General features: G+C 63.4%; 25 protein-coding genes and 1 tRNA gene. 17 read left to right on the top strand and 9 right to left on the bottom strand.

What is annotated here, in order from left to right:
* The first annotated feature begins 52 nt into the window (after window positions 1-52).
* Together ACN6KF_RS11415 and ACN6KF_RS11410 are read left to right on the top strand one after the other, a co-directional pair.
* A complete protein-coding gene (locus ACN6KF_RS11415) occupies window positions 53-1,447 on the top strand; it encodes a Do family serine endopeptidase (protein ID WP_434956959.1) in 1,395 nt (464 codons plus the stop codon).
* The gene (locus ACN6KF_RS11410) at window positions 1,447-2,757 is read left to right on the top strand and encodes a replication-associated recombination protein A (RefSeq protein ID WP_434959655.1); all 1,311 of its coding nucleotides are present in this window, start codon (window positions 1,447-1,449) and stop codon (window positions 2,755-2,757) included. Before ACN6KF_RS11415 ends, ACN6KF_RS11410 begins: the two co-directional genes overlap by 1 nt.
* Window positions 2,758-2,920: 163 nt before the next feature.
* Here ACN6KF_RS11410 and ACN6KF_RS11405 read toward each other — a convergent pair whose 3' ends face one another.
* Entirely contained in the window at window positions 2,921-3,661 is a 741-nt protein-coding gene (locus tag ACN6KF_RS11405) for a pyridoxamine 5'-phosphate oxidase family protein (protein ID WP_434956958.1), read from the bottom strand.
* Window positions 3,662-3,773: 112 nt separating this feature from the next.
* Here ACN6KF_RS11405 and pdxR point away from each other — a divergent pair, with 112 nt between their 5' ends.
* Entirely contained in the window at window positions 3,774-5,162 is a 1,389-nt protein-coding gene (gene pdxR / locus ACN6KF_RS11400; protein ID WP_434956957.1) for a MocR-like pyridoxine biosynthesis transcription factor PdxR, read from the top strand.
* Here the strand turns inward: pdxR and ACN6KF_RS11395 are convergent.
* Together ACN6KF_RS11395 and ACN6KF_RS11390 are read right to left on the bottom strand one after the other, a co-directional pair.
* Entirely contained in the window at window positions 5,157-5,579 is a 423-nt protein-coding gene (locus ACN6KF_RS11395; RefSeq protein WP_434956956.1) for a GFA family protein, read from the bottom strand. The two genes, pdxR and ACN6KF_RS11395, sit on opposite strands and share 6 nt — an antisense overlap.
* Window positions 5,580-5,644: 65 nt before the next feature.
* Window positions 5,645-6,073, bottom strand: coding sequence for a GFA family protein (locus ACN6KF_RS11390; RefSeq protein WP_434956955.1), 429 nt, complete (start codon window positions 6,071-6,073; stop codon window positions 5,645-5,647).
* A gap of 71 nt (window positions 6,074-6,144) precedes the next feature.
* Here ACN6KF_RS11390 and ACN6KF_RS11385 point away from each other — a divergent pair, with 71 nt between their 5' ends.
* From ACN6KF_RS11385 to ACN6KF_RS11365, 5 genes are all read left to right on the top strand, one after another.
* Entirely contained in the window at window positions 6,145-6,402 is a 258-nt protein-coding gene (locus ACN6KF_RS11385) for a YjiS-like domain-containing protein (RefSeq protein WP_434956954.1), read from the top strand.
* Entirely contained in the window at window positions 6,377-6,709 is a 333-nt protein-coding gene (locus ACN6KF_RS11380) for an ArsR/SmtB family transcription factor (protein WP_434956953.1), read from the top strand. Before ACN6KF_RS11385 ends, ACN6KF_RS11380 begins: the two co-directional genes overlap by 26 nt.
* A 254-nt stretch (window positions 6,710-6,963) precedes the next feature.
* Complete coding sequence (locus ACN6KF_RS11375) at window positions 6,964-7,959, top strand: RluA family pseudouridine synthase (RefSeq protein WP_434956952.1); 996 nt, start codon at window positions 6,964-6,966, stop codon at window positions 7,957-7,959.
* A 3-nt stretch (window positions 7,960-7,962) separates the two neighbouring features.
* Window positions 7,963-8,640: an HAD-IA family hydrolase gene (locus tag ACN6KF_RS11370; protein WP_434956951.1), complete on the top strand. Its 678-nt coding sequence runs from the start codon at window positions 7,963-7,965 to the stop codon at window positions 8,638-8,640.
* Window positions 8,637-9,422: an ATP12 family chaperone protein gene (locus ACN6KF_RS11365; RefSeq protein WP_434956950.1), complete on the top strand. Its 786-nt coding sequence runs from the start codon at window positions 8,637-8,639 to the stop codon at window positions 9,420-9,422. The genes ACN6KF_RS11370 and ACN6KF_RS11365 overlap by 4 nt, the downstream gene beginning before the upstream one ends.
* A gap of 37 nt (window positions 9,423-9,459) precedes the next feature.
* Here ACN6KF_RS11365 and ACN6KF_RS11360 read toward each other — a convergent pair whose 3' ends face one another.
* Together ACN6KF_RS11360 and ACN6KF_RS11355 are read right to left on the bottom strand one after the other, a co-directional pair.
* Window positions 9,460-10,737 carry an aspartate aminotransferase type Ic gene (locus ACN6KF_RS11360; RefSeq protein WP_434956949.1) on the bottom strand — a complete coding sequence of 426 codons (1,278 nt, stop codon included), beginning with the start codon at window positions 10,735-10,737 and terminating at the stop codon, window positions 9,460-9,462.
* An 87-nt stretch (window positions 10,738-10,824) separates the two neighbouring features.
* Entirely contained in the window at window positions 10,825-11,700 is an 876-nt protein-coding gene (locus ACN6KF_RS11355; protein WP_434956948.1) for a LysR family transcriptional regulator, read from the bottom strand.
* Window positions 11,701-11,818: 118 nt separating this feature from the next.
* Between ACN6KF_RS11355 and ACN6KF_RS11350 the strand changes: the two genes are divergently transcribed.
* The 4 genes from ACN6KF_RS11350 (at window position 11,819) to ACN6KF_RS11335 (ending at window position 16,725) form a co-directional block, all read left to right on the top strand.
* On the top strand, window positions 11,819-12,625 hold the full coding sequence (locus ACN6KF_RS11350) for a GNAT family N-acetyltransferase (RefSeq protein WP_434956947.1): 807 nt from the start codon (window positions 11,819-11,821) through the stop codon (window positions 12,623-12,625).
* The gene (locus ACN6KF_RS11345) at window positions 12,622-13,842 is read left to right on the top strand and encodes an MFS transporter (protein WP_434956946.1); all 1,221 of its coding nucleotides are present in this window, start codon (window positions 12,622-12,624) and stop codon (window positions 13,840-13,842) included. The genes ACN6KF_RS11350 and ACN6KF_RS11345 overlap by 4 nt, the downstream gene beginning before the upstream one ends.
* Window positions 13,843-13,912: 70 nt before the next feature.
* Window positions 13,913-15,445: an acyl-CoA carboxylase subunit beta gene (locus tag ACN6KF_RS11340; protein WP_434956945.1), complete on the top strand. Its 1,533-nt coding sequence runs from the start codon at window positions 13,913-13,915 to the stop codon at window positions 15,443-15,445.
* A 521-nt stretch (window positions 15,446-15,966) separates the two neighbouring features.
* Window positions 15,967-16,725: a hypothetical protein gene (locus tag ACN6KF_RS11335; RefSeq protein ID WP_434956944.1), complete on the top strand. Its 759-nt coding sequence runs from the start codon at window positions 15,967-15,969 to the stop codon at window positions 16,723-16,725.
* Between the two features lie 339 nt (window positions 16,726-17,064).
* Here ACN6KF_RS11335 and ACN6KF_RS11330 read toward each other — a convergent pair whose 3' ends face one another.
* The gene (locus ACN6KF_RS11330) at window positions 17,065-18,951 is read right to left on the bottom strand and encodes a caspase family protein (protein WP_434956943.1); all 1,887 of its coding nucleotides are present in this window, start codon (window positions 18,949-18,951) and stop codon (window positions 17,065-17,067) included.
* Window positions 18,952-19,172: 221 nt separating this feature from the next.
* Between ACN6KF_RS11330 and ACN6KF_RS11325 the strand changes: the two genes are divergently transcribed.
* The 3 genes from ACN6KF_RS11325 to ACN6KF_RS11315 all read left to right on the top strand — a co-directional run bounded on the left by ACN6KF_RS11325 (window position 19,173) and on the right by ACN6KF_RS11315 (window position 22,559).
* Window positions 19,173-21,188 (top strand): acetyl-CoA carboxylase biotin carboxylase subunit, encoded by a 2,016-nt coding sequence (locus ACN6KF_RS11325; RefSeq protein WP_434956942.1) that lies wholly within the window; start codon window positions 19,173-19,175, stop codon window positions 21,186-21,188.
* Window positions 21,189-21,347: 159 nt separating this feature from the next.
* On the top strand, window positions 21,348-22,022 hold the full coding sequence (locus ACN6KF_RS11320) for a Crp/Fnr family transcriptional regulator (RefSeq protein ID WP_434956941.1): 675 nt from the start codon (window positions 21,348-21,350) through the stop codon (window positions 22,020-22,022).
* Window positions 22,023-22,124: 102 nt separating this feature from the next.
* Window positions 22,125-22,559, top strand: a complete 435-nt coding sequence (locus ACN6KF_RS11315; RefSeq protein WP_434956940.1) for a hypothetical protein — start codon at window positions 22,125-22,127, stop codon at window positions 22,557-22,559.
* Window positions 22,560-22,572: 13 nt separating this feature from the next.
* On the opposite strand, the gene lipB is transcribed toward ACN6KF_RS11315, so the two are convergent.
* The gene (gene lipB / locus ACN6KF_RS11310; RefSeq protein ID WP_434956939.1) at window positions 22,573-23,352 is read right to left on the bottom strand and encodes a lipoyl(octanoyl) transferase LipB; all 780 of its coding nucleotides are present in this window, start codon (window positions 23,350-23,352) and stop codon (window positions 22,573-22,575) included.
* A gap of 147 nt (window positions 23,353-23,499) precedes the next feature.
* Between lipB and ACN6KF_RS11305 the strand changes: the two genes are divergently transcribed.
* Window positions 23,500-23,584 (top strand) — tRNA-Leu (locus ACN6KF_RS11305).
* 62 nt (window positions 23,585-23,646) lie between these two features.
* Here the strand turns inward: ACN6KF_RS11305 and ACN6KF_RS11300 are convergent.
* Window positions 23,647-24,510 (bottom strand): polysaccharide deacetylase family protein, encoded by an 864-nt coding sequence (locus ACN6KF_RS11300; RefSeq protein ID WP_434956938.1) that lies wholly within the window; start codon window positions 24,508-24,510, stop codon window positions 23,647-23,649.
* A gap of 408 nt (window positions 24,511-24,918) precedes the next feature.
* On the opposite strand from ACN6KF_RS11300, the gene ACN6KF_RS11295 reads away from it, so the two are divergent.
* Complete coding sequence (locus ACN6KF_RS11295) at window positions 24,919-25,665, top strand: glycoside hydrolase family 25 protein (protein ID WP_434959654.1); 747 nt, start codon at window positions 24,919-24,921, stop codon at window positions 25,663-25,665.
* Between the two features lie 47 nt (window positions 25,666-25,712).
* Here ACN6KF_RS11295 and ACN6KF_RS11290 read toward each other — a convergent pair whose 3' ends face one another.
* Window positions 25,713-25,976 carry a DUF3253 domain-containing protein gene (locus tag ACN6KF_RS11290; RefSeq protein WP_434956937.1) on the bottom strand — a complete coding sequence of 88 codons (264 nt, stop codon included), beginning with the start codon at window positions 25,974-25,976 and terminating at the stop codon, window positions 25,713-25,715.
* Window positions 25,977-26,517: the final 541 nt, after the last annotated feature.

The raw sequence follows: 26,517 nt of genomic DNA, 5'->3' as shown, positions 1-26,517 counted from the left end.
GGTTCAGAAGGATCTGCGAAACCGATCAAACTGTCCCACTCGGAGTTCATCCATGCGTCGACTGTCCTATGCCGCATTCGTGCTCTTAGCCGGCCTCGTGCCGGCGCAGGCTCAGGAAAGCGTAGTTCCCGAAAGCGCGGCGCAGGTGAAGCTGTCCTTTGCTCCAGTGGTCAAGAGCGTGACTGCCGCGGTGGTCAACGTCTATGCCCAGCATGTCGAGAAGGCGCAGGCCAATCCGATGTTCAACGATCCCTTCTTCCGCCAGTTCTTCGGCGGCGGAGCGGCGCCGCGCGAGCGGGTGGAGCGCTCGCTCGGCTCGGGCGTGATCGTCGCCAAGGATGGCATGATCGTCACCAATTACCACGTGATCGCCAATGCCACGCAAGTCCGTGTCGCCCTGTCCGACAAGCGGGAGTTCGATGCCGATATCATTCTCAAGGACCAGCGCGCCGACCTTGCCGTGCTCCGCCTCAAGGGCGTGAAGGCTGATCTCGCCACGCTTGATTTCGCCGATTCCGACAAGGTGCAGGTGGGGGATCTGGTTCTGGCCGTCGGTGACCCCTTTGGTGTCGGGCAGACGGTGACCTCCGGCATCGTCTCGGCGCTGGCGCGCAGCCAGGTCGGCCAGTCCGACTTTCAATCCTTCATTCAGACGGACGCAGCCATCAATCCGGGCAATTCCGGCGGCGCTTTGGTCGATCTCAACGGCAGGCTGGTCGGCATCAACACCGCGATCGTCTCGCGTTCGGGCGGTAATATCGGTATCGGCTTTGCGATTCCCGCTGCCATGGTCAAGGTGGTGGTGGCCTCAGCCCAGGCCGGTTCCGATCGGGTCCTGCGCCCTTGGATCGGCGCCAGCATGCAGAGCGTTTCGTCCGAGATCGCCGAGTCGCTGTCGATGGAACGGCCGGCTGGTGCCCTGGTGACCGAGGTCGCCAAGAACGGGCCGGCGGCTCAAGGCGGGCTGCAGACGGGTGATGTGGTACTGGCCGTCGACGGTATCGCGGTCTCCGATCCGGACGAGTTCGGCTATCGCTTCGCCACCAAGCCCCTGGGGGGGGAAGCCCAGCTCGAGGTGTTGCGCAAGGGCGAGCGCCTGAAGGTTTCGGTCAAGCTTGCGGCCGCCCCCGAGAGCACGCCGCGCGACGACACGGTGCTGCAGGGACGCTCGCCGCTCAGCGGTGCCACGGTCGCCAATCTCTCGCCCGCCACAGCCGAAACCCTCGGCATGCCGCTCGATACCAATGGCGTGGTGATCACCAATGTCGAAGACGATAGCGCCGCCGCCAATTTCGGCTTTCAGAAGAAGGACGTGATCCAGGTCATCAACGGCCAGAAGGTCGATGATGCCAAGGCATTGGACGCCTTGGTGCAGGAACCGCGCCGGCTGTGGCGCATCACCATCGTCAGGGATGGCCAGCAAATTTCGACGATCCTGGGGGGATGATGTCGGATCTGTTTTCCGCTGCGGGTCTGGAGAAGGAGGCGCCACGGCCGCTCGCCGACAGGATGCGCCCCAAGCACCTCTCAGAAGTAGCCGGGCAGGATCATCTCGTCGGTCCCGAGGGAGCGCTGACGCGGCTGCTGGCGTCGGGCTCTGTCGGCAGCCTGATCTTCTGGGGCCCGCCCGGTACCGGCAAGACCACGGTGGCGCGCCTGCTGGCCGGTGAAACGGATCTCGCCTTCGAGCAGATTTCGGCGATCTTCACCGGGGTCGCCGATCTGAAGAAGGTGTTCGAGGCGGCGCGCTCGCGGCGCATGATGGGGCGCGGCACACTACTTTTCGTCGACGAGATCCATCGCTTCAACCGGGCGCAGCAGGATGGCTTTCTGCCGGTGATGGAAGACGGCACCGTGACGCTGATCGGCGCGACCACGGAGAATCCGTCTTTCGAGCTCAACGCGGCCTTGTTGTCACGCGCCCGCGTCATGGTGTTCAATGCACTGGACGACATGGCGATCCTGCGTCTTCTCGATCATGCCGAGGAAGTCGAGGGCAGGAAGCTGCCTGTTGACGATGAGGCGAGGGCGGCGCTGGTGCGCATGGCCGATGGCGATGGCCGCGCCAGCCTGACCCTGGCCGAGGAGGCTTGGCGTGCGGCAAAGCCCGGTGAGGTCTTCACCGCGGCCAAGCTGCAGCAGGTGCTGCAGCGCCGTGCGCCGATCTACGACAAGTCGGCCGACGGGCATTACAACCTGATCTCGGCCTTGCACAAATCGGTGCGCGGCTCCGATCCCGACGCAGCGCTCTATTATCTCGCCCGGATGTTCGACGCCGGCGAGGATCCGCTGTTTATCGCGCGGCGGGTGGTGCGCATGGCGGTGGAGGATATCGGCCTCGCCGATCCGCAGGCCCTGGTGGTCGCCAACGCTGCCAAGGACGCCTATGACTTCCTCGGCAGCCCGGAGGGAGAACTCGCCATCGCGCAGGCGGTGATCTATGTGGCGACGGCGCCGAAATCGAACGCGGCCTACAATGCCTACAAGGCGGCCATGCGCCTCGCCAAGGAGGCGGGATCGCTGATGCCGCCCAAGATCATCCTCAACGCGCCGACCAAGCTGATGCAGGCCGAAAGCTACGGCCAAGGCTATCGCTACGATCACGACGAGCCGGACGGCTTCTCCGGCCAGAACTACTTCCCGGATGCCCTTGGCCGGCGACAGTTCTACGAACCGGTGGAGCGCGGCTTCGAGCGCGAGATCCGCAAGCGTCTGGACTATTGGGACAAGATCCGGCGCGAGCGCGGCGAGGGGTAGGCAGGGAGGAAGCCTTTCCGCGAGCGTCAGCTTTGCGGTCGAAGACGCGGAAAATAGGAGTGTCAATCTCCCGATTGACATCTCTTTCTGCAATGGGACGGTTTCTAAGAGTGTCAATCTGGAGATTGACACTCCGATCCCGAGTCGGTGCCGGAACGCCGGGTCAGGCTGCCACCTCTTCTTCCCCTTCATAGAGCTGTTGAGCTTCGAGCAAAGCCTCATCGAGCCGCCGTCCGGCACGATAGCCGGCCAGGCCAGCGCCTTTTGCCATGCCGGGCAATAGACGAGGGCAGGCCTCGGTGGCGCCAATCATCGTTTGGATCGGGATGACGCCGGCCCATACCGGGTGGCCGTAATCCTCCTCGTCATCACCGACGCCGGCGGCGCGCACTTTGGCCGAGGCCTCCTCGATGCGCATGCCGATCACCATGGTCGCCTTGCTCTCCTGCCCATGCGTCTGGCGCAGTTCCTCGGCACGGCCGGGGTAGAAGCGATCGACCACGCCGAGCAGCGCCTTCGCCTTTTCGTCCGGATCGTCGATGATACGAGCGGTGCCAAAGCAGATTGCCGAGCGATAATTGGCCGAATGATTGAAGCCGCTACGCGCCAGCACCAGCCCGTCGAGATGCGAGACCGTGAGACAGACCGGGACGCCGCCCTTGAGGTTGCGCAGCATGCGGCTGGCCGAGGAACCGTGCCAATAGAGCCAGTCATCCTCGCGCCAGTGAATGGTCGGCGTGCAATAGGGCTGGCCGTCGATCACATAGGCGACATGGCACAGAAGGCCGGCATCGAGCACGGCATAAACCGCCTCGTGATCATAGCGGCCGCGGTCGTGCCGCCGCTTCAGGCGATTGCGGGCGCTGACGGCGAAGCGCTCCGGCGTGGCTTCCTGTTCTTTCATGGTGCCTTGCTTTCAACGATGAATATGCGCAAGGTGCGTCATCGCATTGGTTCAAGAAAGATCCAATTTGGATAAAAATATTCGAACCAATTGGCCCGATTGGTCGACCCTCATGCCAGTGTTGCCAGGCCGAGGGCCGCGCAGGCGCGAACTCTATGTCGCCATACGTAGACTGATCGAGACGGGCCTGGCACGGCCGGGCGCCAAACTGCCGACCACGCGCGATCTCGCCAAGCGGCTGGGCCTGTCGCGGGCTGCCGCGGTCGCCGCCTTCGAGATGCTCGTCGCCGACGGCTTCGCCGAGGCACGCATCGGGGCGGGCACCTTCGTCGCGGCGCAGGTGCCGGCAGTCTCGGAGCGGCCCGGCGGCGAGCCTGGGCAGGCCTCGGCCTCGCCGGCACTCCCCTGTGAACTAGGCGTGGCCACCATCGACGACAAGACCATGCGTGTCTTTCGCAGGCTGCTCTCGCGAAACCTCGCCCAGCCGGGGCCGGAGCATTTCCGTTATGGCGATCCGCGCGGTGGAAGCAAGCTGCGGGAGGCCATCGCGGCCTATCTTCGCGCAGCACGGGGCGTGCGCTGCGATGCCGAGCAGATCGTCGTCACCACCGGGACCATGCATGGGCTGGATCTTGTCGTGCGCACCATTCTCAAGCCGGGCGATGCCGCCTGGATCGAGGATCCTTGCTACCCTCTGGCCAGGGCCACGCTGGAGGCAGCGGGCGCCAGGCTGATTGGTGTTCCCGTCGACGCGGAAGGGGTCGACGCCGCCAGAGGCGAGACGCTCGAAGCTGGGGGGCGTCTCGTCTATGTCACGCCCTCCCACCAGTTCCCGCTCGGCGTCACCATGACCATGCGGCGTCGCCTGGCTCTCATCGACTGGGCTGATCGCAACGATGCCTGGATCGTCGAGGACGACTATGACAGCGAGTTCCGGTTCTCGGGTCCGCCGCTCACCGCCTTGCAGGGCATGGACGGCGCCGATCGGGTCGCCTATCTTGGTACGTTCTCCAAGGTCCTGTTCCCCGGCATCCGCATCGGCTATGCGGTGCTGCCTGCGGCCCTGCTCGACAGGGTGCTGCGCCTGAGAACCCTGTCCGACCGCCAACCGCCCACCCTGGTGCAGGGCGCCGTCGCCGATTTCCTCAACGATGGCCATTTCGCAGCCCATCTGCGCCGGGCCCGCCGCCGCGTGCAGGTCGCGCGGGATGGGTTCGTCACCGCCCTGCGCCTTCATTGCGCAGGGGAACTCGACTTTGCCGTGCCGGAGCATGGGCTCCATCTGGTGGCGGCGCTGGCTGCTTCGGCGGGTGATCGCGACATGGTCCAACGGCTGTTCGCCGAAGGCGTCGGCGCGCGGGCCTTGTCACCCATGTATCTGGACGCCCCAGCCCGTCAGGGCCTCGTGCTCGGCTTTTCGGGATTTGAGACGGACGTCCTGGCGAGCGCCGCCAGGTGTATTGGCGATGTTCTGAAAGCCGGTACGCCCGCGCGTTCATAGACAATCGCGTTCTTGCCCTTCTTGTGGCAGGCCGTCGCCAATCTCGTAGTAGTCTCCCTTTTGATTCACGCAGATATGCTTGACCAGTTTGAGGCCGGTCGGTTCGTTGAGCGTTCCGGCCGCAATGGATATGTGGTCGCTGCCCTTGCCATCCCAGAAGATCTGGGCACCGCATTTGGAGCAGAAACCGCGGCGGGCGGTTGGCGAAGATCGGTACCAACGCAGCTTGTTCGTCGGAGCGATTTCGAGATCGGCGGGATCGCAGGCCGCATAGGCCGCAAAATGGCTGTGCAGCCTTCGGCATAAGATGCAGTGACAAGCCCAGACGTCGCGCACGGCGCCGCGGATGGTATAGCGCACCGAACCACACAGACAGCCGCCCGTCGCCCGTATCGGACGTTCCTGGCCTATGGACATGACCAATCTTCCTTTGTTTGTCGCTTGTCGTGGGGAGATGGGGTTGAGGGGTACTGGCCGGCCCTTCAATGCCCACCTCCCGGGTCTCGTCCACCCTCTTGGGGTAGGCCGTCGGCAAGTTCGTAATAATCTCCCTTCTGATTCACGCAGACATGCTTGGCGAGCTTGAGGCCTGTGGGCTCGTCAAGGCTCGAGGCCGTCAGGGAGACATGATTGCGGCCGGTGCCGATCGAAAAAAGCTGTGCTCCGCATTTGGAGCAGAAGCCACGCCGGGCCATTGGGGAAGCGCGATGCCAACGCAGTCGCGTTGAGGGCAGGATCTCGAGATCGGCGGCATCGCAGGCCGTGTAGGCGCAACAATAGCCGTGCAGACGCCGGCATATCAGGCAATGGCAAGCCTTCACGTCCGCCAGGGCACCGCGGACGACATAACGCACCGATCCGCACAGGCAGCCGCCCTTGGCCCGTATCGGCTTGTCCTCCTCCTGCTTCACCGCATGCCCCCTTGTAAACTCGAAAAATAGGACTACATTTCTAGAACTATGGTGCTATTCAGGAGGCGACCATGTTTGGCTGGATCAAAGACATTCTCGGGGATTTGCTTGCGGAGCGCCAGCGCCGTGCCAATATCGAGTACTTCGATGGCCTGAGCGATCGGGTGTTGCGTGATATCGGCATTGAGAGAAGCGAACTTGAAAAAGTTTTCGACCGGGCTGATCCTTTCTGGCAGGGGCGCAGACGGTCCTTGGCCGATTCCTGGACGATCTTGAAGCATTTTGGAGGCGCACGAAAACACAATGGCGCTGGCGGATATGGCATTTGACGATGCGGCGCGGTGTTTGGCTGAGCTCGGCCACCCGCACAGGCTTCAGATTTTTCAACTGCTGATCAAGGCGGGAGACGATGGCCTGGCTGTCGGCGACATCCAAAGGGAACTTGGCATTCCCAAATCGACGCTGGCCCATCATATCGCGCAATTATTGGCCGTTGGCCTGATGACGCAAGAGCGGCAGGGCCGGGTACAGCGCTGCCGCATCGCCGCCGGCAAGGCCAGCGCCTTCGTGACTTTCTTCGTGGCCGACTGCTGTGAAGGGCTGCCGGGCATCGAGGGCCTGGAAGTCGGGGCTTAGCGGCCCTTGTCATTGCCGGGCATGACCCGGCAATCCAGCCTTGGCCGGTTGCGCGGGAGCTTCTGGATAGCTGGGCCGAGCCTGGCTATGACAAATCGGAGCGTTTCTCCCTCGGGTGAACTGCATCGAGCCTAGCAAGTCGACCCATTCGCAGGTTCAACAGGTAGGCGACGCGCCTTTGGGAGATTTCCGGCAGACAGCGGCGCTGCGCTGCTTTATAGGGACGCGATCCCTTAATCACTGTCGGAACCTTGATGTCCTTTCTGGTCGAAACCCGTACTGTCACCGCCGATGAGGACGGCATGCGTCTCGACCGTTGGTTCAAGACGCATTTCCCGGAGCTCGCCTTCGGCCATCTGCAAAAATTGCTGCGTTCCGGCCAGATTCGGGTCGACGGCGCGCGCGTCAAGACCAATGACCGCCTCAGCAAGGATCAAACTGTTCGCGTGCCGCCGCTGCCGCGTTCCGATCCGGCGATCACCAGCGTCAAGCGCTCGTCGCAGAACCAGAAGGACGCCGATTTCATCCGCTCCCTGATCCTGCACGAGGATAGCGACGTCCTGGTGATCAACAAGCCGCATGGCCTGTCCGTCCAGGGCGGTTCCGGCACCGAGCGTCATGTCGACGGCATGCTCGCGGCTCTGGCCGGGCCGGATGGCGAGAAGCCCCGTCTCGTTCACCGTCTCGATCGCGATACTTCCGGCGTGCTGGTGCTGGCCAAGACGCGCAAGGCGGCCTCCGATCTGGGCGCGATCTTCCGCACCCGCTCAGCCCGCAAGATCTATTGGGCCCTGGTCAAGGGCGTGCCTGCGCCCAAGCAGGGCCGTATCTCGCTCTTCCTGTCCAAGCAGCTCGGCATGGACGGCGAGAAGGTCCGGGTGATGAAGCATGGCGATGAAGAAGCCGTGCATTCGATCACCTATTATTCGCTGGTCGATCGCGCTGCCAATTCGGTGTCCTGGCTCTCGCTCAAGCCTGTGACCGGCCGCACCCATCAGCTGCGCGCCCATACCGCCCATATCGGCCATCCCATTATCGGCGACCCCAAATATGGGGAAGCCATGGAAAACATTCCCGAGGAACTGCCGAAGAAGCTGCACCTCCATGCGCGCCGGATCACCCTGCCACATCCGCGTGGCGGCACGCTCGACGTCACCGCACCCTTGCCGCCGCATATGAAGCAGAGCTTCGAGATTTTGGGCTTCGACACCTCGGCCTATGATCCCATCGTCGACGCTCCGGAGGATTGAGACGTGAAACTTGTCCTGTTTGACGTCGACGGCACGCTGCTCGACAGCCAGCACCTGATCCACGCCTGCCTGGTCGAGACTTTCAAGGGCATGGAGCGCCAGCCGCTGCCGCGCGCGGAGATGCTAAGCATCGTCGGGCTCTCGCTGGTGCCTGCAATCCAGCGCCTGTTCGGCGACGACACCAGCACCGGCGATATCGAAAAGGCTGCCGGCTTCTATCGCGAAGCCTTTCTCGCCCGCGTCAACGACCCAGCCTTCGCGCCGCCGCTGTTTCCGGGTGCGGCGGAGGCGGTGGCCGAGTTGCGCCGGCGCGATGATGTGATCCTGGGCCTGGCGACCGGCAAGTCACGCCGCGGCGTCGATCGTATCCTCGAAAGTTTCGGCTGGGAGGGGCTGTTCGCCACGATTCAGACCGCCGATACCGCGCCCTCCAAGCCCGATCCCGGCATGGTCGTGCAGGGGGCTGGCGAGGTGGGCCTGCGCCCAGAGGATGCCATCATGATCGGCGATACCAGTTTCGACATCTTGATGGGGCGCAGCGCCGGTGCCCGCACTATCGGCGTCAGCTGGGGCAATCACCCGGTTTCTGAGCTCGCCGAGGCGGGGGCCGATCATATCATCGACGACTTCGGGCAATTGCTGCCGCTCGTCGAAGCTTTCAGGGTGCCTCAGCCACAATGAGCGACCGCGATTTCTATAGCGACTGGTTCCGCGACGGCGCCACGCCCGATCCGATGCATGCCGCCCAGAAGGGCATGAAGCCCGAACTGCCCAAGCGCTTTTACAGTCAGGCGAGCGTGGTCGAGCGGGAAGGGCAGCATGCCGTGGCACTGGACGGACGGGTCGCCCGTACCCCCGCCAAGGCCTTGCTGGCCTTTGTCAGGCCTGAAATGGCAGAAGCTGCCGCAGCAGAGTGGAACGGGCAGGGAAGCCATATCGATCCCTTCTCCATGCCGATCACCCGTATCGCCAACTCGGCGATCGATGGCGTGCGCACGTCGCGGCAGGCCGTGATCGACGAGATCGCCAAATATGGCGGCTCGGATTCGCTCTGCTACAGGGCGGACCAGCCCGAAGAATTGGTTCGGCGCCAGGACGAAGCCTGGGATCCGGTGCTGGCCTGGGCAGCCGGTCATCTGGGTGCCAAGCTCGTCGTCACGCGCGGCATCCAGCACAAGCAGCAATCCCCGGAAGCCCTGGCCGCCATTGCCGAGGCCGTGGCCCGCCATGACGAATACGGCCTCGCCAGCCTCCACGCGGTCACCACGCTGACCGGTTCCGTCATCCTGGCACTGGCGGTTGCAGACGGTTATCTGGAGCCGGAGGCGGCCTGGGCCGCGGCCCATGTCGACGAAGATTATCAGGCCGAGCTCTGGGGCCAGGACGAAGAGGCTCAGAAACGCCGCGCCTGGCGCTGGCGCGAGATGGAAGCGGCGTCGCGCCTGCTGGCACTGGGACGGTAATCTGGAGCGCGGACATCCTGTCCGCGCTCCAGATCCTTTACGCAGCCATGCGCTTTTCACACGCCGCCAGCAAGGTGCAGAGTGCCACGGCATCGGCGGCCAGCTTTACCTCGGCGAGGCTCGGATAGGTCGGCGCGATGCGCAAGGTCCGGTCCTCAGGGTCCCTGCCGTAAGGATGCGTGGAACCGGCCGGGGTAAGCGCCAGGCCGGCGGCCTTGGCGAGCGCCACTACGCGGGAGCCCGTGCCCTCTAGCACGTCCAGAATGATGAAGTAGCCGCCGGCAGGCCTGGTCCAGCGCGCGAAGCCATGGCTGGCGAGCCGGCGTTCGAAGGCTTCCTCGACTGCCGCGAATTTCGGGGCGATCAAGGAACGGTGCTTTTCCATATGGGCGTGGATGCCGTCGAGATCGCGCAGGAAGCGGACATGGCGCAATTGGTTGAGCTTGTCGGGGCCAATCGTGCGCTTGCTCGCATTGTCGAGATACCAGCGCACATTGGCGGGGGAGGCGGCGATAAAGGCAAGGCCCGCGCCGGCGATGGTGACCTTCGAGGTCGAGGCGAAGACAACAGCCCTGTCGGCATTGCCTGCTGCCGCGCAGGCCTCCAGGATGTTGGCGAGATGCGGCCGGGTGTCACCGAGATGGTGCAACGCATAGGCGTTGTCCCATAGGATGCGAAAGTCCGCGGCTCCCGTCTTCATGCGCGCCAGGCGTTCGACCACGGCATCCGAATAGGTCTCGCCGCTGGGGTTGGAATATTGCGGTACGCACCAGATCGCCTTGACCTTCGGGTCGGCGGCCAGGCGCTCGACTTCGTCCATGTCGGGGCCTTCGCCGGTGAGCGGCACCGGGATGAGCTTGATGCCGAAGGATTCGCTCAAGGCGAAATGCCGGTCATAGCCCGGCACCGGGCAGAGGATGGCGATCTCCTCTTCCTTGCTCCAGGGCTTCTGCCCGCCGGGGACACCGCGCAGCAATGCATAGACATGGACGTCATGCATCAATGCCAGACTGGAATTGTTGCCGACGATGACCTGGGCGGCGGGCGCGCCGAGTACCGGCGCAAACAGGTTGCGCACCTCGGCCAGTCCCTGCAGGCCGCCATAGTTGCGGGTGTCCTCACCGGCTTCGCTGAGATGGTCGCGGTTGCCGGGCAGAGCGAGCATGCCTTCGGCAAGGTCGAGCTGTTCGGGTGCCGGCTTGCCGCGCGTCATGTCGAGGGAGAGTTTGCGGTCTTTCAAGGCCTCATATTCGCGCGTCAGTTCGCCGTGGAGGGCAGCGAGGGCATCGGGGCGCAGTTCGGCCAGGCTCGACATGGGTTTTTCCTATCGATGAGGATGAGCACGTCGAACTAACGCGCTGCAGCGAAAGGTTCAAGCGCTGGTTTCAATTCCTCGCTCATCTCACGCCAAGGTCTGCAGGGCTCGAAAGACTTCTTTCAGGCCGCGATGAAGTGGCTTGTCGCGTCGGAGCACCACTGCCAGAGTTCGATGCAGGAGGGGAGTCAGGCTTCGTACGGTGAAAGCCGTTACCTCTGCCCGAACCGCCATTTCGGGCAGGATAGAGCATCCGAGCCCTGCCTTGACCAGTTCCTTGATCGCTTCGACGCTGCCCAGCGACATCACCGGTTTGGGAGACAATCCTGCCTGAGCAAACCATTCGTCGCCGATGCGCCTGGTATTGCCTCCTGGCTCGAAAAGCAGCAGCGGCAACTCGGCGACCACTGCTGCCGTCGCCTCCTGCGGGAGCGTCATGCCCGGCGGGCCGATCAGCAGGAAGGGGTCATCCAGCACGGGAACGATCTCCAGGGAACGGCTGGAGAGCGGCAATGCGACCAGGCCAATGTCGAGGCGATTGTCTTCGACTGCCTTGGCGATCTCAGCCGTATTGCCGGTGGAGATGATAATTTCCAGGTTCGGAAAGGCTTGCCGCAATTTCTTGAGAACCGGTGGCAACAGGAAGATGCAAGCCGTCGCGCCCGTACCGATGCGTACCTTTCCCATGACCTTTCCGTCATGGCGCGCCACGGCTTCCAGCGCCGCCTGCACTGCGGCATCGATTTGGGCGACGTGGAGCAGGAGGTCTGCGCCGGCCGCCGTCGGTCTTGTCCGGCGGCCAACGCGCTCGACCAACAAGGTGCCGAAGCGCCGCTCCAACTGACGGACCTGCAGGCTGACGGCGGGTTGCGTCAGGTTCAGCCGTTCCGCCGCCGCCGAGAAACTGCCGAGCTCGACGACATCGGCGAAGGCTTTGAGGTGGTCGAGATTGAGGTTGTTCATATCGGAGTTATTCTCGTACCAAAAATTTCCTTATGCTTTGCATGATTTTCCAAAGCTTCATTTATTTCAAGCGAGGAGCAACAATCCGGCCGGTTTCACGAAACGGGAAGAACGCGAGATGGCAGAGCACCTGTCGCTGCCGATGGCATTCATGGCAGCTGTCAGGGGAACGGGGCGCTATCTCGCTTTGTCTCCCCGGTCGCGCCTGCATCAGCGGGCGGCATTGCGAGAACTCGACGATCGGTTGCTGGCCGATATCGGCGTCACCCGGCGGGGAGCGCTGGCCGGTCACCCCGTGGCGACGAGGAGCGATCCTGCTATGAAGGGATGCAATCAGGCGATGGCAATGACAGCGAATCGGATGGATCCAACCGCCAACGCCGCTGCGATCCTCGTGCGGGATGCCCGCGAGAGCGACATGGCGGCGGTGCAGCCGATCTATGCCCACCACGTGCTGCAGGGGCTGGCGAGCTTCGAGGAAGTGCCGCCAAGCCTGGATGAGCTGGTTTCGCGCCGCCGCGGCGTTCTCGCCCAGGGACTGCCCTATCTCGTGGCGGAGGCGGAAGGGCGCGTGGTGGGCTACAGCTACGCCACGGCCTACAGGCCACGCCCGGCCTATCGCTACACCGTCGAGGATTCCGTCTATGTCGCCCCGGACATGGGTGGGCGAGGCGTCGGCCGCCTCCTGTTGGAGGAACTGATCGCCCGCTGCGAGGCCGGCCCCTGGCGTCAGATGCTGGCCGTCATCGGCAATAGCGGCAATACCGGTTCGATCGCCTTGCATCGGCGCCTGGGCTTTTCCGAGGCGGGCGTGCTGACATCGGTCGGCTTCAAACTCGGGCGTTGGGTCGATACCGTGCTGATGCAGCGTTCCCTCGGGATCGGGAATGGCGCGCCGCCCCTCGACAGCGAGGCCGGGCGGTGATCGAGCGTCGTACCGTCCTTTGTCTCGGCCTTTTCCAGTTCGTGGCCTGGGGCGCCACCTATTATCTGGTCGGCGGCTTCGGCGAGCGGATGGCCGAGGACCTTGGCTGGTCGCGCGACATCGTCTATGGCGGCTTTGCCCTGGCTCTGCTGGTGATGGGACTGGTTTCGCCGCTCTGCGGGCGGCTGATCGATCGTCACGGCGGCCGCGGCATGATGACGACCGGATCGGTGCTCGCCGCCTTGGGATGCTTGGGGCTGGCCACCAGCCATTCCCTGCCGGCTTATTTCGCCGCTTGGCTGGTGTTGGGCGTGGCCATGCGGCTGACGCTTTACGATGCCGCCTTCGCCGCCCTGGCGCGCGTCGGTGGGGCCGATGCGCGCCGCGCGATGGCCCAGATCGCACTGCCCGGCGGACTTTCTTCCACCGCGTTCTGGTCGTTGGGAACGGCGCTGGCCGATAGTCTAGGCTGGCGGGGAGCCGTCCTCGTCTATGCCGGCCTGATGCTGGCGACGGCACCGCTCGCTTTGGCGTTACCTGCAATTCGTCATCGCGACAGGCCGGTACCCAATGCGGAGGACTCCCGGCCGACGTTCGGCGGAACCGGTTCCGGCCTCCTTCTTGCCGGCGTGCTCTACGCCCTGATCACTACCATCATGAATTTTCTGAACGCCGGCATGTCATCCCACATGATCGCCATCCTGGCGGGGCTTGGCCTCGCTCAGACCTCGGCGGTCTGGGTCGCGACGCTGCGGGGCATCGGCCAGTCCGCCGCGAGGCTTGCCGAGATCTTGTTCGGCACCCGCCTGCATCCGCTCGCGCTCAATCTCCTGGCCTGCTCTCTTCTGCCGCTCTCCTTTGCCGCAGGGTTCGCCGGTGGTTACTCGTTGGCGGCCGCCATGCTGTTCGCCCTTGGCTATGGCGCCGGCAACGGCCTCGCAACGATTACGCGGGGCACGGTCCCGCTCGTTCTGTTCGACCATCGCGCCTATGGCGCCATCACCGGCCGCTTGCTGGCGCCGAGCTTCGTCGTTTCGGCCGGAGCGCCAGTCATCTATGCCCGCGTGATCGAATGGTGGGGCCAAGAGGGGGCGCTCGTCCTCTCCCTGGCGCTGGCCGGCATCACGTTGGCCGCGGCCTTCCTGCTCAAGCTGCGTTTTGCGCCGGCAAGCGCCGGTTCCTGTGGAATTTCGCCGGGGAATGGCGGAGCACGATGAAATCCAGGCGATATCGCTGTATGGAACAAGGCGCGGCAGGTTCAAACAAGAGCCGCGGGAAGCGCCCTTCATGAAGCATATCCTGGCCGAACTCCAGTCACGCCGCACCCAGGCCCTGTTGGGCGGTGGCGAAAAACGCATCGCAGCACAGCACGCCAAGGGCAAGCTTACCGCACGCGAGCGCCTGGAATTGCTGCTCGATGCCGGTTCCTTCGAGGAATTCGATGCCTTCGTCGAGCATCGCGCCGTCGATTTCGGCATGGACCGTGCGCATATCTCTGGCGACGGCGTCGTCACCGGCTGGGGTACGGTGAATGGCCGCAAGGTCTTCGTCTTCGCCAAGGACTTCACGGTGTTCGGCGGCTCGCTGTCGGAGACCCACGCCACCAAGATCAACAAGATCCAGGATATGGCACTCAAGAACCGGGCGCCGATCATCGGTCTGTTCGACGCCGGTGGTGCCCGTATCCAGGAGGGCGTCGCTGCGCTCGGTGGTTATGGCGAGGTGTTCCGGCGCAATGTGCTGGCCTCCGGCGTGATCCCGCAGATCTCGTTGATCATGGGTCCTTGCGCCGGCGGCGACGTCTATTCGCCAGCGATGACCGACTTCATCTTCATGGTGAAGGACACCAGCTACATGTTCGTCACCGGCCCCGACGTCACCAAGACGGTGACCAACGAGACGGTGACGGCCGAGGAACTCGGCGGCGCTTCGGTGCATGCCGTACGCTCCTCCGTGGCCGACGGTGCCTATGAGAACGATGTCGAGGCCTTGCTTCAGATGAGACGACTGATCGACTTCCTGCCGGCCAATAATTGCGAGGGGCCGCCGGAGATCCCGTCCTTCGACGATATCGAGCGGCTCGAACCCTCGCTCGACACGCTGGTGCCCGACAATCCCAACAAACCCTATGACATGAAGGAGCTTGTCACCAAGCTGGCGGACGAGGGGGACTTCTTCGAGATCCAGGAGAAGTTCGCGCGCAACATCATCACGGGCTTCGCGCGCATTGCCGGGCGGACCGTCGGCATCGTGGCCAACCAGCCGATGGTGCTGGCCGGCGTGCTCGATTCCGACGCCAGCCGCAAGGCTGCTCGTTTCGTGCGCTTCTGCAACGCCTTCGAGATCCCGATCGTCACGCTGGTCGACGTTCCCGGCTTCCTGCCCGGCACGGCGCAGGAATATGGCGGGTTGATCAAGCACGGTGCCAAGCTCCTGTTCGCCTATTCGCAGGCCACGGTGCCACTGGTGACCGTGATCACCCGCAAGGCCTATGGCGGCGCCTATGACGTCATGGCTTCCAAGCATGTCGGGGCCGATGTCAACTATGCCTGGCCGACCGCCCAGATCGCGGTGATGGGCGCCAAGGGAGCCGTGGAGATCATCTTCCGCCAGGACATGGATGATCCGGAAAAGATCGCCAAGCACGTCAAGGGCTATGAGGACCGATTCCTCTCCCCCTTCGTCGCCGCCGAACGCGGCTATATTGACGAAGTGGTCCAGCCCTCGCAGACGCGCAAACGCGTGGCACGCGCCTTGGCCATGTTGCGCAACAAGCATGTCGAGGCTCCGCGCAAGAAACATGACAACATCCCGCTATAACGGTCAGTCTCAAACTTGAGACTGACCGGGATGGCTCCACCGGTTATTTTGCTTGCCGTAGGGGAAAATAACAAAACATGGTGAATCCCGCGAGCGGCGTTTCCCGCATGTCCGCTGGGCGAGGCGCACCCCGCAGGGCAGGCCTGCGGCTGCGGCATGGCTGAACCCTGAAAAGGGTTTGATATCAGATAGATATCGGGTGTATCGGATCGGCCTCTTTACATCAACTCTCTCGTCGAACCCTCGGCGGCCGCCAAGCTCAAAGCTGTGAATGATCGGATTTCGGCCCGACATTGCCACAGGATTGTGGCGAACAGCACATTCTTTGGCCATGTGCGGCCCTTAGGGTGAGACTCATTAACGCCAGTTTGAGTGATCCAGGCTCAAATTGGGTTTCATGAGGCGCCGCGAGTTAGGCGCAAACCAAGGCAAGGCACGACCCCATGGTGACGTCACCTATCGCAACTCTAGTTGAGCCCGCTCTGGAGCGCGGTTCGATCGAGGATTCCGAAGTTCAGCAAATGCGTCAGCGTTGGCAGGACGGCGCGCTGTTCCAGGCCGCCGATGCCGACGCACTCTTTGCGCTTCAGGGCGTATTGGCAGGACGCAACAAGAATTTTAACGCCCTCTTCGAGGAAATGCTGACGGCTTTCGTCCTGGATCGTAACGAACCCAAGGGCAGCATTTCCAAGGAGCAGGGAGCCTGGCTCCTTTCGATGCTCGATGGCGGCGAGGGATTGGTGGCCAATGCCGCCGAACTCGGTCTGCTGATCCGACTGGTCGAGCAGGCTGACAGCGTGCCCGACGAACTGGCCAGCTTCGCGCTGCACCAAATCCAGCACGCTGCGATGACGGGCGAGGGACCGGCCGCCAAGGGCCGCATCCATTTCTCCCGCGTGATCGACACGCAGGATATCGCCAGCATGGCTCGTCTTTTCCAGGTGGAGAAGGGCGCCAAGCGCCGTATCATCTCGCGCCAGGAAGCCGAGATGCTGTTCGATATGGCCGAAGGCTGCAACAGTGAAGATCCGGCCTGGGACGGACTGTTTGCCGAAACCATTCAAGCGCATCTGCTGGCCACCAACCAGCCAGGCAATACGGGTGGCCGCTCGCTGACCACGCCCGTGGTTCTGGCCGATCGCGACAGCGCCTGGCTGAACCGGCGCATCCAGCACGATGGCCGGGTAAGCCGCGCGGAGCGGGCTCTGCTGGCCCTGGTCGATCCGCGCCAGATGGCGGCGACCAACAGCTGGGACAAGCCGATCAGCCAGATGATCTGACCGGCTCGAGCCCATTAACCGATGTCATCGAATGCCGGCCCCAGGGCCGGCATTCTGCTTTTCCAGCAAGGTGTTGGTTGCCAAGCAAATTCTTCCTGATCGGGCCACGGGCACGATCAGGAAGAATCTGCAGGATTTCAGATATTTGCAGAGTTTCCTGACGAGCCCCATCCGTGGGCCTCGTCAGGAAACTCTGCTTAGGGATGACTCTCGATATGAGGCTGTTCATCCTTAGAGCAAAGCGCATTCATGACGGAACGATCGTTTGCTCTAACGCTTCGTTTCGACGCGTCTTTGCGATTCCAGGCGATTCCGCTAAATCGCAAAACGCTCCAGGCTTCACCGGCCCGCCAGCTTGCGCAGGGCGGAGCGGGCCTGTTCGTTGAAGCTGGCGGTGACCGGGCCGTTGTAATAGCCCCGGGCCTTGAGCTTGAGCAGCATCTCGGAGTGGAAGCGCGGCGACCACGCCTTGGCGTTGGTCAAGAGCTCATTGAGCTCGAACTCGGAACCGCGCTCCAGGGCCTTGAAGGCGTAGTTGGCGGCTTCCACCGGATTCTTCACGGTACCACGACCGTTGTTGTAATAGGAGGCGAGGCTGGCCAAGCTGTTGGTGTCGCCGAGATCGGCAGCCTTCTGGTACCAGCGCAGAGCCTCGGCAAAGTCGCGTTTCACGCCTTTGCCGCCCTCATAGAGCAAGGCGATGTTGGCGTGGCTTTCCACATCGCCACGGTCGGCGCCCTGGCGATACCAGCGCATGGCTTCGGCATAGTCCCGCGGCACGCCGAGCCCGAGCTCGTAGAGATAGCCGATACTGACATAGGAATTGGCATAGCCGCCATCGGCCGCCTTGCGGAACCAGCGCATGGCTTCGGCATAATCGCGCGGCACACCGGTGCCCTCGCGATAGAGGAAAGCCAGATTGTGGGCCGCGGCGAGACTGCCGGCCGCAAAGGCCTGCTGATAGGTGGCGAAGGCTTCGGCGTGGCGCTTGGCGGCATCGAGGGCGCGTCCATATTGAAAGAGCAGCCGCTTGGTCCCGGGATATTGCTGCAGGCCGCCGTTGCAGGCCGCGACGGCCCGGGCGGCATCGATCTGCCCGAACAGCACGCCGGCGCCGACCCGGTCCGGATCCAGGGGGCTGGCGGCCAGCCTGTCGCATTCGGTTTCAGGCGGTGGAACTGCCGGTCTCACCGGGGGGACGGCCGCCGCCTGCTTCTGCACGGGGCCGGGTTCGGGAGCTGTCTGTGGGATGACGGACGGTACGGTCTTGGTGGTCGCCAGCGCCGAGAGTTCCTTAATGCGCTTGTCGGCCAACTCGCCGAAGAAGGTGTTGGCATAGCGCCTGCGGAAAGTTTCGAGCTCGCCCATATCCGTGCTGCCCCGCAGCGTCGGCCAGATCTGCGAAGCCTCGCCGAAAAGCGCGTCCGTGGCGGGAGGGGCGCCGGCTTGGGCCGGTGCTGCCATCAGGGACAGGACGCCGCCGCCGAGCGATCCGTTGACGAAGGGCTGCTGCTGGTTCCCGGTATCGGCCATGACATCGTCGCGCACATTGCCGAGCATGATGCGGACATCGATGCCGGGCTCGATGATGCGCTTGATCAGCGAGGCGGTGAAAGGGCTGTTCAGGCCATTGCCGTCGGCGGCCACGGTGCCGGCTGCTGCCGAATAGGCAATCAGCGTGTTGGTGCTGGCCGGCTCGGCACGAGCCAGGCCGCGCGAGACCGCCCGATTGCTGTTGCTGCGGCCCATGCGCGGCAGGAAGGGATTGTTGCGACAGGCATCCAGGATCACCAGCTTGAGGCGGGAGGCTCCTTCGAGCGAGCGCAGCACCCTGTCGAGGGTCACCGCCTCATCCTCGACGTCCCGGTCCGTAGCAAGGCGTGCATCCACCGGCAGCAGATAATTGATGCCGTTGAGTTCCATGCCATGGCCCGAGTAATAGATCACGGCCACGTCCGCCGTTGCAGCTTGCGTTTCGAACGCTCGCAGCGCCTGCACCATGCCCTGACGGGTGAGGTCGTTTTCGGGCTGGATCACGGTGAAGCCGGCCTGGTTCAACGCCGCCTTCATGCCACTGACGTCATTGGGCGGATTGATCAGTGCCGTGGCGTTCTGATAGCGAGCATTGCCGATCAGCAGGGCAACGCGCTTGTCGGCGTGGGCCGCGCCGGCGGCGCACCACGTGCCCACGAATATCGCGAGCGCCAGGACGATCCTCATATGCATGCGGTCCCCACCACCCTTGAAGCCGGGCTGGATCTTAGCAAAGGGGCGGGGAGCGTAAAGCGTGGAGGGAACAGGGATATGGCCGGAAGCACCCCGATGCCGCGATCAGCGGTGTACGTCGCCTGAATCTCCAAGCCGACTTATTGCGTATGGCCGAAATCTATGAGACGCCCTAGTCAAGGGCAGCGAGCCCATTCGAGCCATCCTGGGTGATTGCGGGCATGTTTTCCAAAGTTCTGATTGCCAATCGCGGAGAAATTGCCTGCCGCATCATCAAGACGGCACGCCGGATGGGCATCGCCACGGTCGCCGTCTATTCCGATGCCGATCGCGATGCCCTGCACGTCGAGATGGCGGACGAGGCCGTCCATATCGGCCCGTCGGCCGCGGCTCAATCCTATCTACAGATCGAGAAGATCATCGAGGCCTGCCGCCAGACCGGCGCCGATGCAGTGCATCCTGGTTACGGCTTCCTGTCGGAGCGGGAGGCCTTTGCCACGGCGCTCAAGGCGGCCGGCATCATTTTCGTCGGTCCCAATCCGCATGCCATCGCGGCGATGGGCGACAAGATCGAATCCAAGAAGGCCGCGGCGGCGGCGGGCGTTTCCACCGTACCCGGCCATCTCGGCATCATCGAGGATAGCGCGGCTGCCATCCGCATCGCTACGGAGATCGGCTACCCTGTGATGATCAAGGCCTCCGCCGGCGGCGGCGGTAAGGGCATGCGCATCGCCCATTCGGCCGCGGAGGTGGAGGAGGGCTTCCGCCTGGCGCGTTCCGAAGCGAAAGCGAGCTTCGGCGACGACCGCGTCTTCATCGAGAAGTTCATCGTCGAGCCCCGCCACATCGAAATCCAGGTGCTCGGCGACAAGCATGGCAACGTCATCCATCTGGGGGAGCGTGAATGCTCGATCCAGCGCCGCAACCAGAAAGTGATCGAAGAAGCGCCGTCGCCTCTGCTGGATGCAGAGACGCGGGCACTGATGGGGGCCCAGGCCGTCGCGCTCGCCAAGGCGGTCAATTATGATTCCGCCGGCACCGTCGAGTTCGTGGCCGGGCAGGACAAGAGCTTCTACTTCCTGGAGATGAACACTCGTCTGCAGGTTGAGCATCCAGTGACCGAACTGGTGACGGGTATCGATCTGGTCGAGCAGATGTTCCTCGTCGCTGCCGGCGAAAAGCTCGCGCTGAAGCAGTCCGACATCAAGCTCTCCGGGTGGGCCGTGGAATCACGCGTCTACGCCGAGGACCCGCTGCGCAATTTCCTGCCCTCGATCGGCCGCCTGACCCAGTATTGCCCACCGGCCGAACGGCGCGAGAAGGGCGTGACGGTTCGCAACGACACCGGCGTGTTCGAGGGAGGCGAGATCTCGCTCCACTACGACCCGATGATCGCCAAGCTCTGCACGCATGCCCCGACGCGTGCCGGCGCGATCGCCGCCATGTCGGATGCGCTCGACGGCTTTGCCATCGAAGGCATTCGCCACAATATTCCCTTCCTCTCGGCGCTCATGCAGCATGAACGCTGGAAGGAAGGACGGCTGTCGACCGCTTTCATCGCCGAAGAGTTCCCCGGCGGATTTTCGGTCAGCCCGCCCAAGGGGGCGGTTGCTGACAGGCTGGCGGCGGTTGCGACGGCAATCGACCATATCCAGAACCAACGCAAGCGCAGCATCAGTGGGCAGATGGTCGGCAAGCCCGTGGTATTCGAGCGCCGCCGCATGGCGGTTCTCGGCGACACCGCCTTTACCGTCGAGGTGGACGAGGCGCGCGGGGAGATGCAGGTGACCTTCCTCACGCCGGAAGGGGCGCCGGAGCGCCTGGTGACACTCACCTCGGACTGGAAGCCCGGCCAGCCAGTATGGTCGGGCCGCATCCACGGCGAGCCGGTGTCCATGCTGGTACGGGCGATTCCCAACGGTGTGGTGCTGGCCCATCGCGGCACCGCCGCCGATATCCGCATCTACACCCGGCGCGAAGCCGAACTAGCCCGCCTGATGCCGGTCAAGAACAGCACGGCGCTTACAACGGCCTTGCTGTGTCCGATGCCCGGACTGGTCCGGGCCATCGAGGTCGTCGAGGGGCAGGAGGTCAAGGCCGGGGAGGCGCTCTGCGTCGTCGAGGCCATGAAGATGGAGAACGTTCTGCGTGCCGAGCGCGACGCCACCGTCAAGAAGATCCGCGTCAAGCCGGGTGATACGCTGGCGGTCGATGCGGTGATCATGGATTTTGCCTGATACCGAGAGGCATTTTCAATGCGTCTTGGTTCTATCTGATGGTTTTCGCCAAATCTTTGATTTGGTGTCGAAAACCGTCAGGTGTTTGCATCTCGGATGCGTCAGCATTTTCGAGACTTGGTATGTCATTCCGGCATTTGCGGTCGAGGGAGAGTGGGTTTGAGCGTCTGGGACCAGTTCTTCAGCTGGGGCGCGCTCCCTGGCCACATCGCCTATGCCATCATCGCCATCTCCTATCTCCTGACCAACATCTTCTGGCTGCGGCTGGCGGCGGTGGTCGGCATTGCCCTGGAGGTTGTCTATTTCCTGTTCAGCGGCTCGGCTGTCTGGCCGTCGATCGCCTGGGACAGCGCCTTCATCCTGATCAATCTGGTGCAGCTCGGCATTCTCCTGCGCGACCGTCTCAGTCTCAAGCTCTCCGCCGACGAACAGGCTTTCATCAAGCCGATCGTCGGCGATCTCGACAAGGCGCAGATTGCCCAGCTTCTGCGGACGGCCGAATGGCGCACTTTGGAACCGGGCTCGGTGGTGACCACCGAGGCCGATCCGGTGCATGAGCTCACTTTCATCTGTGAAGGCCAGACCGAGGTGCGCGTGCGCGAACAACTCGTTGCCCACGTCGGTGCCGGGGCTTTCGTCGGGGACGTGTCCTTTGCCACCGGCGTACCGGCGACCGCAACGGTGATCACGGAAAATGCCGTGCGCGTGCTGGCCTTCGACCAGGACAAGCTCAAGGCGCTGTGCAAGCGAGACGAGCAGATTGCCCACGCCCTCTATCGGCGAATCGGCGGCGGGCTGGCCGACAAGATGCGGGTGGCAACGGGGCGGCTGTAGCAAGGCAAGATGCCGGCAAGTCGACTCAAAACTTCGAAACGCGACGTTAACCCCCGGATGTTACAGACATATCCAGCTTGGGTTCAGTACGTTGTCAGGACAATGCTGTCAGTCGTCATCTTGCGTTTGCTGCTATCGCCTTCCGGGGCGATCGATCGCGTTGCCTTCACCGCCGGTGTCGTGCTGCTGGCGGCGCTTACGGTCGGCGGTCACCATGCCCTGCAAGGCTGGAGCGGCCCCCCCTATGGCTTGGGCTCCTTCGCCTTTGTTGCGGCCATTGCCTGGTCCGCCATTTGCCTTTCACGCAAGCGCCTGCATGATTTCGGCTGGTCCGGCCTGGTGATCCCGGCCTTTCTGAGCCTCTATCTGCTGGCCGTCGCGATCGCGATCTTCTTTCTCGACCGGGGTGCCCTGGCGTCCTGGCAACAGGCTCTGGCGACATTCGGCCTGTTCAGCGGCCCGATGGTCGGCTGGCTGATCGCACTGGCCATCATACCGGGCAACGGACTCGCCTCCAGTGCGAGAACGAGCTGGTAGGCGCAAAGTCCGCTCAAACCAATGCCTTGGCGGCATTTCCCAATTCGATATCTTCCCTCGACAGGCGCGTCTGTCCGAAGATCGGTTCGAAGGTCTGGCGCAAGGCAAGGTCGACATCCTCCAGCGTCACCGGCAGCCCGAGATCGACCAGACTGGTCACGCCGTGGTCGCGGACGCCACAGGGTACGATGCCGGAGAAATGCTCGAGATCGGGTTCCACATTGATAGCGATGCCGTGGAAGGAGACCCAGCGCTTGAGGCGGATGCCGATGGCGGCGATCTTGTCCTCGGCGCCTTCGCCGCGCTGGGGGCGCCGAACCCAGACGCCGACCCGGTCCTCGCGGCGTTCGCCGCGCACGTGAAAGGCCCAAAGCGTTTCGATCAGCCAGGCTTCCAGCGCCGTCACCAGCCGCCGCACGTCCTGTCGGCGGCGCTTGAGATCGAGCATGACATAAGCCACCCGCTGGCCGGGGCCGTGATAGGTGTATTGCCCGCCGCGCCCGGTCTGGTGCACCGGGAACCGGTCGGGAGCGACCAGATCTTCGTGCCTGGCCGAGGTGCCGGCGGTGTAGAGTGGCGGATGTTCGAGCAGCCAGACGCATTCGCCGGCCACCCCGTCCGCAATTGCACCTGCTCTGGCCTCCATCGCAGCGACGGTTTCCTCATAGGGACTGAGGCCCGCGATGACCTGCCACTCTACTGGCGGAGAATCGCTGCCGGGCAGGAGATGATGGTCGAGGGCATTACGGCTGGTCACTGGATAGGTTCCAATCGGGGTGGACAGCCTCTTCATATCGGCGGATTTTGGGGCTTCGACAAGGGCTTGCATGCGAAGTGCAGGAAAAGCGTGAATTGCCCTTGCTGCCCTGTGATCGATCTGTTAGACGATGCGCCGCTTCACATGGCGACACGGTCTTCGGATCGGCCCTGTGCAGCAACCGCGGTCATGGCGGAATTGGTAGACGCGCTACCTTGAGGTGGTAGTTGGGAGACCAGTGGAGGTTCGAGTCCTCTTGACCGCACCAAATTAGAGCAAGGCTCCGGAAAGGCGATCCAGCGATGGATCGCCTTTTTGTTTGGCTGGAGTTTATTGCGGCGCGGCGCGGCGGGCCTTGCCAACAGGCTTGCCCTGGTTGGCGAGGATGCGCTCGGTCTGGGAGAACCAGCCGGCGGGAGCAGGTTTGGTTTCGAGTTCACCGGGGCCGGGCACGATATGCACGATTCGAAAGCCGCGCCTTTTGAGTTCCTGGAGAAACTGAGGCAGCATCGCCACGGTGCGCGGCTGGATGTCGTGCAGGAGCACGATGCCGCCTTTGTTCTTCTCGAGCCGCCCGAGCACCAGCTTGAGTTCCTCCTGTGGCGTTTCGGGCTCCCAATCGCTTGCCCACAGATCGGCGCCGAACGCCACGATGTCGAGCGAGGCCAGCCATTGGTTGAGGGCTGGGGAGTCGGCAAAGCCGGGAAAGCGGAAGAAGGGCTGGTGTGGACGCTCTCCCGCCGCACCCCAGACGGCCCTGTCGACGGCACGGTAGCCGTTCTCGATATCGGCTCGAGCTCGTTCGAAGGGCAGGCGGCGCAGGATGGGATGGGTCATCGAATGATAGCCGACGGTATGTCCTTCCTTCGCGACCCGGGCGGCGAGGGCGGGTGCGGCAGCGGCGTTGCGGCCGATCATGAAGAAGGTGGCTTTCACGCATTGGCCCGAAAGCGTGTCCAGGATCTTTTCCGTGCGTCCGGGCATGGGACCGTCGTCGAATGTCAGAACCACCTCTCCCGGCGCCAGCAGCAAGGTCTGGGGATAGGTCTTGAGCCCGACCGCGCCGCCGCCGACGGTGCCGACAGGCAGCGTACGTGACACGCCCAGCGCCTCCGGCGGGCAACCCGCGAGGCTGGATGCAGGCAGGGCGCAGGCGAGCGCAGCAGCCAGGCAGAGTATCCTGGCGAGGCTCATCCGCGGGTCTCGCCGGGATATTCTGCAAATGCTTGATATCTTGCAGATGTCTCCTGATCGCGCCACGAGCGCGATCAGGAGACATCTGCTTAGGGCCAAGACTTTCATGACGGGTACGACCGAAAATGGGGGAATGATTCGCCTGATAAGCACTTTGCGAGGCGAGTCTTCAAAGATTTTTGTCGACAGTGAGATGCGGTTAAGCTTCTCTCTCTATCCTGTGTTTCCAGTCGTTGAAGTGCCGAAGCGTTTTGCGATTCGACGGACTCACCTTGAATCGCAAAGACGCTCTAGCCAATCCGTTGGATTGGCTTGGAAACGATGAGTTGGAGCAAACAAGCGTTCAGTCATGGACGCGCTTTGCGCCAGACGGAATGGCCGTTCATAATGGGTTTCACAATGCGATCGCTGTCGCGCTTCATCCAGCACGGGTTTCTTGCAGCGGGTGTGCTGGTGCTCAGTGCCTGCTCGACCGTTCAGCAGGCCTACCCCGAGGCGAACAAGTTTCCGGTGCATGGCATCGACGTCTCGAAATATCAGGGCATTATCGATTGGAATGCCGCTGCCCGGGGCGGCGTGCGCTTCGCCTATCTGAAGGCGACGGAAGGTGGCGACCGCGTCGACGACAAGTTCAGGGCGAATTGGGAGGGAGCCCGCGCTGCGGGCATACCGACAGGCGCCTATCATTTCTATTATTTCTGCCGGCCGGTGGAGGATCAGGTCGCCTGGTTCAAGACCCATGTGCCACCGGCAAGCGATGCCTTGCCGCCGGTTCTGGACATGGAGTGGAATCACCTTTCGCCGACCTGCAAGCTGCGTCCGCCTGCCCCGAAGATCCATGCTGACATGGCGGTGTTTCTACGCGAGATGGAGCGCTTCTACGGCAAGAAGCCGATCATCTACACCACGGTGGATTTCCATCGCGAAATCCTGACCGGTGAACTGGAGGCCTATCCCTTCTGGGTGCGCTCGGTGAAGGGCCATCCTTCCGAGCGCTATGGCAAGCGTTCCTGGGCCTTCTGGCAATATACCGCCACCGGTTCGGTGCCGGGAGTCCAAGGGCAGGTGGACCGCAACGCCTTCGCCGGGTCCGAGCAGCAATGGCAGGACTTCCTGGCCCAGAACGTCGCCACAGGCAGCATCGCCGCCAATTGAGGCTGCGTATGTCGACAGAGGGAGCTTCCAGGCGCCCTCTGAAATGTCTAATCGATCCGTACCGGCCCCAGTCGATAAACGCCCTTGAAGTCGTCAGGGTCGGCTGGAGCCCCCTTGCGATAGATCATCAGCCGGCCCTCCTTGGCCAGACGGACGACGATGCGACGTAGCGGCTGCATCAGCGGCCCCCATTGATCGGCAGCCTTGCCTCCCACCTCCTGAGCAATGTCAGAGGGGGCGAGGGTCTTGCCTACCGGCAAAGTTGCGATCAGGCGCAGCGCCGTCTGTTCGAGAGCGTCCTTGTCTACCATTGAACTCACGATCTGGATGCGGAAGCGCAGCAGCGCTTCTTCGCGAAAAAATCTATTCGCCTTCTGACGAATTCATCTCATCGCTGGCCGGCATCTTCAGGGAGGTGCCGGCCAGCGATATGAAATCGTTCAGCAAAGGAACTTACCGGGCGCGCAACCGCCGGGCGCAGGACTGGCGGCTGGTGGTGCGCTGGGAGCTGGCGCTGGACTTTCGATCCGAGGCGCGCTTGGGGCCGGCGCTGGGCTCTCCACACGGGGTGCGGGGGCCGACCAGCCCGGACGGGACAAACCGGGGGAGCCACCGGCACTAGATGGCGTCGGACGCGGAAACCTGCCCCCCGATGTGGAGCCGGAATCCGTTCCTAATCCGCCGCCGGGTGAGTTGACGGGAGCGCCCGGGAAGAAACGACCCGGTCCCGGATCCGGCCGTCCTGGACGCGGCCTGCCGTGCCAGCGATCCCGGCGATAGCGCTGGTTATCACCATAATAGCCGCCACCGTAATAGCCAGGGTCGCTATAATAGGGGCGGTCGGCGTAACCG

Origin of the sequence: Labrys methylaminiphilus subsp. lupini (assembly GCF_051161885.1) — a bacterium.
Taxonomy (GTDB): Bacteria; Pseudomonadota; Alphaproteobacteria; order Rhizobiales; family Labraceae; genus Labrys.
Note: the sequence above shows the minus strand (reverse complement) of the source record. Positions and strands in the feature narration are given on the sequence as shown.